We start from the raw sequence: 11459 nt of genomic DNA, 5'->3' as shown, positions 1-11459 counted from the left end.
AATCTCTGGAACCCCCGAAAAACCCGCCTTCTGGCGGGTTTTTTCGTTTTGGGATTCTGCAAAAGCGATGATCTTGTCGCTGAATCGACCTGTGCTGTGCTGTCAATAACGCGACTTTGGCAAAAGTTTTACGCTAGTGTTTCCCTGCGGGCCAAGACGGTTTTCCCGTGCATTGCCTTTAAAAACAGGTGCGAACACTTATGACGAATGCCACGCCATCCATCAAACTCAGCACTCTTCGGCAAATAGCCCCCTACCTGAGCATGCGTGGGGTGTCGCCGCTGGAGTTCTTTCGGCGTTACGGCATTTCCCCTCATGTTTTTCAAAACCCTGATGCCTGGGTACCGCGAGCGGCCTGTTTTCATATAGCCAACGAAATGGCAGCTATCGCACAGGACCCCTTCGGCGGTGCCTGTGTGGGGCATCTGATCGAAGTACGCTCGCTCGGTGCCTGGGGCGAGTTGATATTGGGCTCGACCAACCTTGCTCAGGCTTGCGCAACGGCGGCGATCTATACGGACCTACTGCATCAAGGAGGAGAAGTAGAAATCGTCACCGAAGGCCGTACGACGAAACTGATCCACCAATTTACCGGACAGCACGGGGCTGATCCGAAGCAAGTCATTCTCGGCACGCTTGCGCTGCTTAGAAAAGTACCTCTCATGTCCGGTGAGCCTGGCGCCATACGCGTGCATCTGCAAAACCCGAGGGAAAGAGGCGATGAGGCGCTTGAAGAATACCTGGGGCCGAATCTCGAAATGAACGCGCAGTACAACATGATCGAATTCGACCGTGAGCTGCTCGACACACCCCTGCAACCTGTTCGGGATGATGCCTGGAAAGTCACCGAAGCCTTGAAGTCGACAGCACAAGCAGCGGGCGTGCTCATCGAGCGGATATCGGACCAGGATCAATCCAAACTTACCGCTATCTCAAGAAACATCGGACTGTCTTCTCGAACGCTGCAGCGCCGTCTCAAGTATTGCGGCATCGACTTCGAAGATCTACGCGACGAGACGCGGCGCAGCGAAGCACTTCAACTAATTGCCAGCGGTAAATACACCGCGACCGAAATTGCCTACATGGTGGGTTACAGCGATCAAGCGCACTTTACTCGAGCCTTCAAACGCTGGACCGGGAACTCGCCGTCGCGCTACCGCTCGGCCTTGAAACATGATTATTAAAATTCAAGACAGCGTCTTCGCCTGACCACTTGCTCCCTCTCCCACCCGCCCCTTCGGCCCACTTCGGGCTAAGCCTTCCAATAGCCTCGAACTACCGGGATAGGGCTTGCCGTCCTGACCTGAACAGCCATTTCTGTACGAGCACCGCCGGCAAGCTGATCGGTAGGTAACGGCTTGGCCTTTTGGCATCAAATGGCAAGTTTCCATCGAGACGTTCTTATACAGTTTGAAAAGGTAATGCCAACCCCAGCAAGCGCTGCAGCGAGCAACTCATGCACAAGAACAGCCTGAAGCCGGGGAAGGGAATCACTTCTTATAAGATCAAGAGGTTTAAATGTCCTACTCATCCACGGCCTGCATCGTCGCCCTGACGCTGGCAACTTTTGCGAGTGCAAACGCTCAGTCATCCGCTGATGCAGCGACGCCGGTGGGTGTCGATAACTTTGTCCGTGCCGAGTCCGATCTGTACATGGGCAAAACGGTGACGAGTGGAGGCTTTGGTCAGTTTGTTCATAACCGTGAACCGGTTCCTATCGACGCTCAGGATGTCGTCCGAATGAATCGGGACACCCTCTACTCATCAGCGGTGTTCGATCTCGATGCCGGTCCAGTCACGATCACTTTGCCTGAGGCCGGTGAGCGGTTCATGTCGATGCAAATGGTCAACGAAGATCACTACGTACCCGCCGTCATTTACGGTGCCGGTCGCCATACGCTGACGAAAGAGGATATTGGCACACGCTATGTTTTTGTCGCTGTGCGCATTTTCTTCGATCCCACGGATCGCGAAGATCTTGAGCAGGTGCATGAGCTGCAGGACGCAATCAAGGTCAGCCAGGCCAGGCCAGGGGAATTCGCAGTACCAAAGTGGGATCAGGCGAGCCAGAAAAAGATGCGGGATGCCCTGGCTGTCCTGGGTTCGACAATTGCCAACTACAACCAGTCCTTTGGCCCTAAAGGTAGCGTCGATCCGATCCAGCACTTGATCGGAACTGCGACGGGGTGGGGAGGAAATCCGAGCAAGGACGCCATCTACCTCGGCGGTGTGATGCCGCAGAACGATGGGAAAACCGTTTACCGTCTCAAAGTTGGACAGGTCCCGGTCAACAGCTTCTGGTCTGTGAGTGTTTACAACGCAGACGGATACTTTCAGAAGAACCCATATGACCTCTACTCGCTGAATAACCTCACTGCCAAGAAAAGCGATGATGGCTCGATTGTCATCCAGTTCGGTGGTTGTGACGCAAAGATCACTAATTGCCTGCCCGTTATGCCCGGTTGGAACTATACGGTCAGGCTTTATCAGCCGAGCAACGAAATACTGAATGGCCAATGGCGTTTTCCACAGCCGCAGCCCGTCGTTCTATAAATTCAATCATTCAAATAATGACTGGTTATTTAGATCAATTGGCTGACGCCTTAGTAGCGTTAGACGCAACGGTTACCAAGTTTGATATGGCTTATTAAGTCAGGGATGGCTCTGGACTACAGAGTTCACACCAAAGGAACTAAACAATGACAAACAAAGACCATTCAAATTCTTTCAGACACCCGCTGATGTTCATCATGGGTGCAGCCCTCGCATTGACGCTGGTGTTACCTGCACATGCAGCCCTTGACGATTCAAACGGCACTCCATCCGTGACGGTAGGCGGCGGAGTTGCCTTTGGCCCGTTGTACGAAGGCTCTTCACACTACGCCGCGTTCCCGTCGCTGAAACTGAAAGCGGTCTTGCCTACCGAAGACTGGGGCACCTTTACCGCGGCCTTCCCGGATGGGCTGCGCTGGGACTTGCCGGGGCTGGCTCCTTTCGGAGTGGCCCTGCTGATCGGTTATGACCAGGGGCGCAAGGAAAGAATTCATACCCTGGACGGCCGCGATGAATACTTGAAGGGAATGGGCAACCTGGACAGCACCGCCCTGGTCGGGGCGGAAGCGTACTGGATCCTGCCGGCCGGCCGCCTGTTCGTGCGCGGCCTGCAATCGAGCCAGAACCGTCATTACGGTGGCGAAAGCCTGGGGCGCACGGCGTACCTGGAAGCCGGGGTCGCCACGGCATACCCACTGTCTTCGACCTTGACCCTGGACTCGACGCTGTACGGCACCTGGAGCAATGAGAACGACATGATGGCGCGCTTCGGCGTCACGGCCCAGCAAGCCGCACGCACCCGGTTCGATGAATACCGCCCGGGTGGCGGGATGCGCGACGTGACCTTGAAGCTGGGCCTCACCTGGCAATGGCAGCCACAGCTGGCACTGGAAGGCGGCATCAAGACCTACGCCCTGGTCGCCGACGCCCGCGACAGCCCGCTGACGGGAGAGAAGGTCGGTGCCGGTGCCTATCTGAACGCTCTATACCGTTTTTGATAAACCGGTAATACCGGCGCCATCCGATACAGGGATAGATAAAGGAATGATCGATGAAAAAACTACCTAAGCAGTTGGGGATGACCGCGTCCCTGGCCGGCCTATTCGGGTCGGGACTGCTGCTCGCCGAAGATGCCGCCACCCAGGTCACGGACCCTCACTTCAAGCTGGCTCCAGGCTATCTGGACCCGGCTGACTTGCCAGTGCGCCTGGCGCTGCTCGGTGCACCGCCAAAACCAGACTCCGCGGCGCTTGCGCGGGATGAGGAAGCACGGCGTGCGGCGCTGGCGCTGCGTGGCACCGCTCGGGAGAAACTCGCGGCAACGGATGCGGCGCTGTCATTCCCTGGCCCGGCGAAAACATTCTCCTGCGCGCTGGGCACGCCGATCACCGAGAAAAGTACACCGCATCTTTACACCTTGATGCAGCGCACCCTGACCGATGCAGGCGGCTCCACCTACGCCGGGAAGAATGCCTACAACCGTACCCGTCCTTTCGTGGTGCATAACCAAAGCACGTGCCGCAAAGACATGGAGCCACTGCTGCGCACGGATGGTTCCTGGCCGTCCGGCCACTCTGCCGCGGGCTGGGCCTGGGGCCTGGTACTGGCTGAGATCAATCCGGCACGCGCCACCGAATTGATGACCCGTGGCCTGTCATACGGCCAGAGCCGGGTCATCTGCGATGCGCACTGGCAGAGCGACGTGGATGCAGGCCGCATCATGGGGGCCGCCACGGTGGCGAGCCTGCATGGCAATCCGGCGTTCCTGGCGGACCTGGCGGCCGCGAAGGAGGAGGTCAAGGCTGCGCAAAAGGCGGGCCTGAAGCCTGCAGAGGACTGTGCGGCCGAGGGCGTGGCGCTCTCGCTGACCCAGCACTGATCGGAGAAACACCATGATGCACAGTGACAACCCACGCTCGCCGTTGCGGTGCAAGCACGCGGGCCTGGCGCTGCTGGTCAGCGCCTTGACGGCCGGATCCAGCCTGCCGATGGTGGCCATGGCGGCGGATGCTGATGGCTGGCAGTTCAACGGCGGGCCTTACCTGTGGGGCGCCGGGATCCGTGGGCACGTGGGCCACCGCAGCACCGGGACCCAGTTTATAAAATCCGACTTCTCCGACATCGCGCGTAGCGTCGATATGTCGGTGATGCTGATGGGCGAGGCGCGGCGCGGGCCCTACAGCGTACTCGCCGACCTGATGTACATCGACACCGACACCCGCAACCGTCTGCCAGCGGGCGCCCCGGCGTCCAAGCTTGAGGTGGAAAGCAAGACGGCCTCGGGATTCCTGGGGGGCGGATACCAGGTGTTGGGAGATGACGATCATCGGTTGGACGTCGCGAGCGGCGTGCGCGTCTGGTACAGCAGCACCACCATCACCCTGCATGGCGGGCCTGCTGGCGGCCTGTCCGGGTCCGACAAGGCCACCTGGGCCGACGCCATGGCGGGGCTGCGTGGGCACTATGCCGTGAACGAGCGATTCTGGTTGTCATCCTGGGGCATGGCGGGCGCCGGCCAGTCGCGGGAAGACTGGGACCTGGCCGCGCTGGCGGGCTGGGAGTTCTTGCCGGGCTTTTCTGCGGTGGCCGGTTACCGGGCCATGGGGGTGAATTATCGCCATGACGGTTTTGTCTACGACATTGTCCAGAAGGGGCCACTGTTGGGGATCAGTGGGCGATTCTGAGGCTTTCATGTCATTACGTTTTTTTCTGGTACCCATACGCAGTATGTCAAAGGCCAACCTTCGGGTTGGCCTTTGTGCTTTCCATGATCAGCTTTTTCGAACATCCCGTTCGATATTTTCTCATATTCACAGAAGCCAATTAGATCGATCATGCGCCACGACTCACGCAGATGCAGGTGCAACAGTGGGATGGATAACTAACCTGATCGCCTATTTAACAGGCCGTCAGTCAGCTCAAGACACACCTCAAGAGGAAGTACGCATGGCTAAGGTATTGGTTCTTTATCATTCGATGTACGGTCATATCGAAACAATGGCCCAGAGCGTGTCGGAAGGTGCCCGGAGCGTTCCCGGGGTTGAAGTCACCCTCAAACGCGTACCCGAGACCATGGACCCGGAAGCCTTCAAGGCTGCCCATGGCAAAGTGGATCAGAGCGCTGCGGTTGCCACACCAGGCGAGCTGGGCGACTACGACGCAATCATCCTGGGTACTCCGACCCGCTTCGGCAATATGTCCGGCCAGATGCGCAACTTCCTCGACCAGACCGGCGGGTTGTGGGCCAAGGGCGGCCTGGTTGGCAAGCTCGCCAGTGTATTCACCTCGACAGGTACCGGCGGCGGCCAGGAGATGACCATTACCTCCACGTGGACCACCCTGGCTCACCACGGCATGATCATTGTGCCCATCGGTTACAGCTCGCCAGCCTTGTTCGATACATCCAGTGTCGGCGGTGGCACGCCTTATGGCGCATCCACCATTGCCGGTGGTGACGGCTCGCGCCAGCCTGATGCCCGGGAACTGGAGATCGCCCGCCATCAAGGCCAGTACGTGGCCCAGCTGGCGGTCAAACTGAGCAAGTAACAAATCGCCAGGTGAGCGCTGAAGCAGACACTGCATAAGCAGTGTCTGGATTCGACTCCCGGCGTGGCACTCTACAGAACAAAGCCCTCGCAACGATGCGAGGGCTTTGTTGTTTCTACCAGACGTACATTGTTCTAGCGGCTCTTGAGTTATCCACACCTGCCGCTCATACAAAACATAATCGTGGCTCCGTCGCACATCGGTCCGGCTATCCGGGAGCGGACAACTGATCTTGCAATACGAGTAAGCCGGCATCCATCTTGATCAACGTGCCCAAATGAGGCATCGCGCTCTATCGGCAAAGCTCAATTCAAAAGAGTTATAGAGGCCGCCAGTTTTAGCTACTCCCAAACTTGCTGATCATTGCTTTGGTGGCAGGCAGTCAGCCTGTAGAAAAACCATCGAATAAGTGAAATGCCTATCGAAAGACAGGGGCGGAGTACCGGGGGCGGTCCACTCCGCATAATTGCCTGTCATGGCGGTAGGGCTGTCCAGCTTACCCATCGCCATGCTCGCAATGGTACCGATCTGGGAGATAGGAATACTTCCATACCAATGGACATCTTTTTCGTTCTTGAACCAGTTGCCGTTCCAATTTGGCTCGCTTGTGGAATACCACGTGTTATCGGCTTTTAAGCAAACCGTCTGAACAGTCGCCGCAGCTCCGCCTGGAATGGTGAACGTCGACATCCGCCATAAGCCAACAGGCGAACTATCAGCGTGAGCTGCGCCAACAGCCCCAGCAGCAAGGCCGAGCGAAAGCACAAAACGGATAAAGCTTCCCTTCATAAATTTTCTCCATGGAAACATGTTGCATTGAGTTGAACTGGATAGAATTCCAGTCAAAATAACTGTACATACATACAGTATTTCGACGCAACCCCATGCCGATGAAATTTCTCCGGAAGGCCAATCATTTGTCCCCTACAAGGCATGCACAAAAGCTCGGCAGGCTTTAAGCACAAGGGCTGCCAGATTTCCTACGGGCAACAAACCGCTAATACCCACTTCACCAGGCCAATTCGAACAGAATGACTCACGCCCCTCAGATTGCCCTATGTGCCCGCAGCCCCCGGCCGGCAAGGCGTTGACAGGGGCGGTGCTATACTTTTTTAGCTAGCGATCAGCGTGCGGTGTTATCCAGAGCGGCAGGAAAACGCTCTGGAATTTCAGATAACGACTGCAGAAAAAATGGGGGCCTCTGCGACGATGAAGTAGGAGGTGACTCATGAACCGACACTTTTACATCAGCGATAATCTCGACGAGCTGGAAACCGTTGAAAGCGAACTGGAAGCCAGCGGCATCAGTACCGAGCAGATTCATGTGCTCAGCGACCGGGATGCGGATGTGGAACAGCATCACCTGCATGATGTGAACTCACTCATGAAGCAGGATGTCGTTCACTCCGGCGAGATTGGCGCGGTCATTGGCATACCGCTCGCGGCATTGGTACTGCTCGGTGCTTATCTGGCAGGTTGGACCGAGTCCGCGGCAGGCTGGGTGCCGTTCATCTTCCTGGCGATCGTGATCCTGGGCTTCTGTATCTGGGAAGGCGGCTTCTTCGGTATCCAGGTGCCCAATGCCCACTTCAGCAATTTGAAAAAGACGGTAAGGGACGGCGAGCACATTTTCTTCGTGGACGTCGAACCCGCTCAGGAGCCAATCCTGGATCAGGTCATCAGCCATCACCCACAACTGCAGGTCGCCGGGACCGGCGCAGCAGCGCCTCACTGGATAGTGGCCTGGCTGCAGAAATGGCATCAGTTCAAGCGCACGATATAGGACGCTGCGGCGCTTGAACGCTGGAGGCGGAAGCCGGTCATTGCCCGAGGAAAATCCCCCGGGTGGAAAACACGTAGTCCGCCTCGGCGGCCATCAGGCCAACCAGCACCAGCAGGCACAACGGCGGGACGAGGATCGCGTAGACCATCGCCAGGCGCTCCCAGGCCATGTGCATGAAGATGGAAACGATCAGGCCGGCCTTCAACAACATGAGGACCAGGATCAGCGACCACCTGAAGTAGCCCTGGAAGTGAAAGTAGTCGACCAGGTAGGACAGGGTACTGAGTACGAACAACAGCCCCCAGATCTTCAGGTACAGGCTCAGTGGATGCTGTTGACCTTGTGCATGTGCCATCGCCGATACTCCTCTGCGGGCTCACCATAAGTAGAAGAAAGCGAAGATAAATACCCACACCAGGTCCACGAAGTGCCAGTACAACCCGGCGATCTCGACGATCTGATAGTTGCCGGAGCGCTCGTAGTCTCCGCGCAACACCTTGAAGGCGACGATGCACAGGTAGATGACGCCGACCGATACATGCAACCCGTGGAAACCGGTAATCATGAAAAAGCTGGCGCCGAACTGCGCGGCGCCCATGGGGTTCGACCAGGGGCGCACGCCTTCGGCGATGAGCTTGCTCCACTCGAACGCCTGCATGCTGACGAAGGTCGCACCGAAGGCCGCGGTCGCCAGCATCAGGGCCGCGCATTTGCCGCGGACACGGCGATAGGCGAAGTTCACGGCCATGGCCATGGTGCCGCTGCTGCTGATCAGCACGAAGGTCATGATGGCGATCAGGATCAGGGGGATTTCAACGCCGCCGATGGTCAGGGCGAACACCTCGCTGGGGTTCGGCCAGGGGACGGTGGCACTGATGCGCACCGACATGTAGCCGGTCAGGAAGCAGGTGAAGATGAAGGTGTCGCTGAGCAGGAAGATCCACATCATCGCCTTGCCCCAGGGCACCCGCTTGAACACATCCTGATCCGAGGCCCAGTCGGTGGCGATGCTCTTCCACCCCGCTACCAGCGTATCGGGTGGGGGCGGGACGGGATCTTCCGGAGCTGTTGCTGAGGGCAATGCCATGGCTTCACCTCAGGCCGCAGAATGCGGCGATGGCTTGATAGGTTTCCGGCGTGCTGGTCAGCAGGACGAAGAGGACGATCCACAGCCCCAGCAGGTAGTGCCAGTAGATCGCGCAGAGCTCCACGCTGGACGCCAGTCGCGACAGCGGAACCCGGCGCAGGAACCTGGCGCCGACTCTGCCCCAGGCCACCAGGCCTCCCAGCAGGTGCAGCCCGTGTACGCCGGTCAGCAGATAGAAAAAGCTGTTGGCCGGATTGGCGGAGACGAAATAGCCCCAGTCGACGAACTGCTTCCAGACCCAGAGTTGCCCCCCGAGAAAGGCGATCGCGAAGACACCGCCCAGGGCGAAGCCGAGGGTGGCCCCGTTCAATGCATCCCGCCGGGCGGCCAGCCGCGCCCACTGCAGGCTGATACTGCCCAGCACCAGCAGGAGCGTGTTCAGCCAGAGTTGCCGGGCACTGGCCAGCGGCGCCAGGGGCTCGGTCAGAGGCTGCCAGTCCGCCATTTGCGAACGCGCGATGAAGGCCAGCAGGAACAGCAGGAACAGCGAGGTCACCACCACCAGGAACATGCGCAGGCCCACTTTTGCGGCTTTCGCCCTGTCCAGGCCTGCCGGTCCCCAAGAGTGCTCGGGGGGCTGGCTCCAACGGCCACCGGCGCCGGCGCTTTCGGTATTTTTCAATAGCGGCCCGTTCATGGTCTTTCGCCCGCGATTCTGGCTTCTGCGCTGTTCTGCCTCATCTGCTCCAGCTCCTGGGCAGAAACCGTCTGTGGCACGAAGTCCTGCTCTATCCCGGGCACGCTGTAGTCATAGGCCCAACGGTGCACCACCGGCAGCTCCGGCCCCCAGTTGCCATGTACGGGCGGGGTGTCCGGCGTCTGCCATTCCAGGCTGGCCGCCCCCCATGGGTTCGGGCCCGCCGGCTTGCCTTTGAAGGCACTCCAGGCCAGGTTGAAAAGGAACAGCAACTGGCATACCCCGACCGTCAGCGCGACAACGGTGATGAACGCATTCAACTGCTGCGCCGATTGCGGGATGAAGTCGTAGTTCTGCCAGGCGTAATAGCGCCGAGGCATGCCCAGCAGGCCCAGGTAGTGCATGGGGAAGTAGATGCAGTAAGTACCCAGGAAAGTTATCCAGAAATGCAGCTTGCCCAGGGTGTCGTTCATCAGGCGCCCGGTGATCTTCGGAAACCAGTGATAGATGGCGCCAAATATCACCAGTATCGGCGCGACCCCCATGACCATATGGAAGTGGGCCACCACGAAGTAGGTGTCCGACAGCGGGATATCCACAATCACGTTGCCGAGAAACAACCCGGTGAGGCCACCGACCAGGAAGGTGACGATAAAGGCCAGGGCGAACAGCATCGGCACCGTCAGGTGGATGTCGCCATGCCACAGGGTCAGCACCCAGTTGTAGACTTTCAGCGCGGTCGGCACGGCGATGATCAAGGTGGTGGCAGCGAAAAAGAAGCCGAAGTACGGGTTCATCCCGCTGACGTACATGTGGTGCGCCCAGACCACGAAGCTCAGCACGCCGATGGCAATGATGGCCCACACCATCATGCGGTAACCGAAGATGTTCTTGCGCGCATGGGTGCTGATCAGGTCGGAGACCAGGCCGAACGCCGGCAGGGCGACGATGTAGACCTCCGGATGGCCGAAGAACCAGAACAGATGCTGGAACAGGATCGGGCTGCCACCCTGATGCGCGAGCTGCTGCCCCATGGAGATCACCGCCGGCATGAAGAAGCTTGTGCCCAGCAGCCTGTCGAACAGCATCATCACCGCGCTGACGAACAAGGCCGGAAAGGCCAGCAGGGCCAGGATCGAGGCCATGAAGATGCCCCAGACGGACAGCGGCATGCGAAACAGCGTCATGCCGCGCGTACGGGCCTGCAGCACCGTGGTCACATAGTTCAGCCCGCCCATGGTGGCGGCGACGATGAAGATCGCCAGCGATACCAGCATCAACACGATGCCCCATTCGGTCCCCGGGGTGCCCCGGGTGATGGATTGCGGCGGATAGAGTGTCCAGCCCGCCCCGGTGGGCCCGCCCGGGACGAAGAAGCTGGAAAGCAGCACCAGGACCGAAAGCAGGTAGAACCAGAAGCTCAGCATGTTGACGTAGGGGAAGACCATGTCCCGGGCGCCAATCATCAGCGGAATCAGATAGTTGCCGAAGCCGCCCAGGAACAGGGCCGTCAGCAGGTAGATGACCATGATCATGCCGTGCAGGGTCATCGCCTGGTAATAGGTGCTGGCGTCCATGAACTCGAGGCTGCCGGGAAAGCCGATCTGCATGCGCATCAGGCCGGACAGCACCAGGGCGACGAGCCCCACGGAGATCGCCGTCAAGGAATACTGGATGGCGATGACCTTGTGGTCCTGGCTCCAGATATAGCGCGTGAAGAAGCTCTTCGGTTCGTGCAGGACTTCTGTTTCTGCATGCTCGACATAAGCCATCAGGTCATCCTCCGGTAAGTT

At 58.7% G+C, this 11459-nt stretch carries 12 protein-coding genes; 7 read left to right on the top strand and 5 right to left on the bottom strand.

The genetic code is table 11. The features are described from left to right. The first annotated feature begins 200 nt into the window (after positions 1–200). From CXQ81_RS03915 to wrbA, 6 genes are all read left to right on the top strand, one after another. Entirely contained in the window at positions 201–1184 is a 984-nt protein-coding gene (locus CXQ81_RS03915) for an AraC family transcriptional regulator (protein WP_101336537.1), read from the top strand. Between the two features lie 334 nt (positions 1185–1518). After that, positions 1519–2553 carry a DUF1254 domain-containing protein gene (locus CXQ81_RS03910; RefSeq protein ID WP_101336536.1) on the top strand — a complete coding sequence of 345 codons (1035 nt, stop codon included), beginning with the start codon at positions 1519–1521 and terminating at the stop codon, positions 2551–2553. Between the two features lie 146 nt (positions 2554–2699). Beyond that, positions 2700–3551 carry a MipA/OmpV family protein gene (locus tag CXQ81_RS03905; protein WP_101336535.1) on the top strand — a complete coding sequence of 284 codons (852 nt, stop codon included), beginning with the start codon at positions 2700–2702 and terminating at the stop codon, positions 3549–3551. A gap of 53 nt (positions 3552–3604) precedes the next feature. Beyond that, a complete protein-coding gene (locus CXQ81_RS03900; RefSeq protein WP_101336534.1) occupies positions 3605–4432 on the top strand; it encodes a phosphatase PAP2 family protein in 828 nt (275 codons plus the stop codon). Positions 4433–4445: 13 nt separating this feature from the next. After that, on the top strand, positions 4446–5237 hold the full coding sequence (locus tag CXQ81_RS03895) for a hypothetical protein (RefSeq protein ID WP_101336533.1): 792 nt from the start codon (positions 4446–4448) through the stop codon (positions 5235–5237). 262 nt (positions 5238–5499) lie between these two features. Continuing rightward, positions 5500–6099 (top strand): NAD(P)H:quinone oxidoreductase, encoded by a 600-nt coding sequence (gene wrbA, locus CXQ81_RS03890; RefSeq protein ID WP_085533433.1) that lies wholly within the window; start codon positions 5500–5502, stop codon positions 6097–6099. Between the two features lie 360 nt (positions 6100–6459). Here the strand turns inward: wrbA and CXQ81_RS03885 are convergent, their stop codons facing one another. Next, the gene (locus tag CXQ81_RS03885) at positions 6460–6888 is read right to left on the bottom strand and encodes a hypothetical protein (RefSeq protein ID WP_087089649.1); all 429 of its coding nucleotides are present in this window, start codon (positions 6886–6888) and stop codon (positions 6460–6462) included. Positions 6889–7327: 439 nt separating this feature from the next. On the opposite strand from CXQ81_RS03885, the gene CXQ81_RS03880 reads away from it, so the two are divergent. Then, positions 7328–7882, top strand: a complete 555-nt coding sequence (locus CXQ81_RS03880; protein ID WP_053259294.1) for a hypothetical protein — start codon at positions 7328–7330, stop codon at positions 7880–7882. Between the two features lie 37 nt (positions 7883–7919). On the opposite strand, the gene CXQ81_RS03875 is transcribed toward CXQ81_RS03880, so the two are convergent. The 4 genes from CXQ81_RS03875 to ctaD are packed head-to-tail and all read right to left on the bottom strand — an operon-like array spanning position 7920 to position 11438. Continuing rightward, complete coding sequence (locus tag CXQ81_RS03875) at positions 7920–8237, bottom strand: cytochrome C oxidase subunit IV family protein (RefSeq protein ID WP_007922565.1); 318 nt, start codon at positions 8235–8237, stop codon at positions 7920–7922. Positions 8238–8258: 21 nt separating this feature from the next. Next, on the bottom strand, positions 8259–8969 hold the full coding sequence (locus tag CXQ81_RS03870; protein ID WP_053259293.1) for a heme-copper oxidase subunit III family protein: 711 nt from the start codon (positions 8967–8969) through the stop codon (positions 8259–8261). A gap of 4 nt (positions 8970–8973) precedes the next feature. Further along, positions 8974–9666, bottom strand: coding sequence for a cytochrome c oxidase subunit 3 (locus CXQ81_RS03865; RefSeq protein ID WP_101336532.1), 693 nt, complete (start codon positions 9664–9666; stop codon positions 8974–8976). After that, positions 9663–11438 (bottom strand): cytochrome c oxidase subunit I, encoded by a 1776-nt coding sequence (gene ctaD / locus CXQ81_RS03860; RefSeq protein WP_101336531.1) that lies wholly within the window; start codon positions 11436–11438, stop codon positions 9663–9665. The genes CXQ81_RS03865 and ctaD overlap by 4 nt, the downstream gene beginning before the upstream one ends. Positions 11439–11459: the final 21 nt, after the last annotated feature.

This window comes from Pseudomonas sp. 09C 129, from assembly GCF_002843625.1.
GTDB classification, from domain to species: Bacteria; Pseudomonadota; Gammaproteobacteria; order Pseudomonadales; family Pseudomonadaceae; genus Aquipseudomonas; species Aquipseudomonas chlororaphis.
Note: the sequence above shows the minus strand (reverse complement) of the source record. Positions and strands in the feature narration are given on the sequence as shown.

Coding starts and splice junctions, on each gene's coding strand:
- CXQ81_RS03885 (WP_087089649.1), bottom strand. CDS start 6,888: ATGAAGGGAAGCTTTATCCGTTTTGTGCTTTCGCTCGGCCTTGCTGCT.
- CXQ81_RS03870 (WP_053259293.1), bottom strand. CDS start 8,969: ATGGCATTGCCCTCAGCAACAGCTCCGGAAGATCCCGTCCCGCCCCCA.
- CXQ81_RS03875 (WP_007922565.1), bottom strand. CDS start 8,237: ATGGCACATGCACAAGGTCAACAGCATCCACTGAGCCTGTACCTGAAG.
- CXQ81_RS03895 (WP_101336533.1), top strand. CDS start 4,446: ATGATGCACAGTGACAACCCACGCTCGCCGTTGCGGTGCAAGCACGCG.
- CXQ81_RS03880 (WP_053259294.1), top strand. CDS start 7,328: ATGAACCGACACTTTTACATCAGCGATAATCTCGACGAGCTGGAAACC.
- CXQ81_RS03910 (WP_101336536.1), top strand. CDS start 1,519: ATGTCCTACTCATCCACGGCCTGCATCGTCGCCCTGACGCTGGCAACT.
- ctaD (WP_101336531.1), bottom strand. CDS start 11,438: ATGGCTTATGTCGAGCATGCAGAAACAGAAGTCCTGCACGAACCGAAG.
- CXQ81_RS03915 (WP_101336537.1), top strand. CDS start 201: ATGACGAATGCCACGCCATCCATCAAACTCAGCACTCTTCGGCAAATA.
- CXQ81_RS03865 (WP_101336532.1), bottom strand. CDS start 9,666: ATGAACGGGCCGCTATTGAAAAATACCGAAAGCGCCGGCGCCGGTGGC.
- CXQ81_RS03905 (WP_101336535.1), top strand. CDS start 2,700: ATGACAAACAAAGACCATTCAAATTCTTTCAGACACCCGCTGATGTTC.
- wrbA (WP_085533433.1), top strand. CDS start 5,500: ATGGCTAAGGTATTGGTTCTTTATCATTCGATGTACGGTCATATCGAA.
- CXQ81_RS03900 (WP_101336534.1), top strand. CDS start 3,605: ATGAAAAAACTACCTAAGCAGTTGGGGATGACCGCGTCCCTGGCCGGC.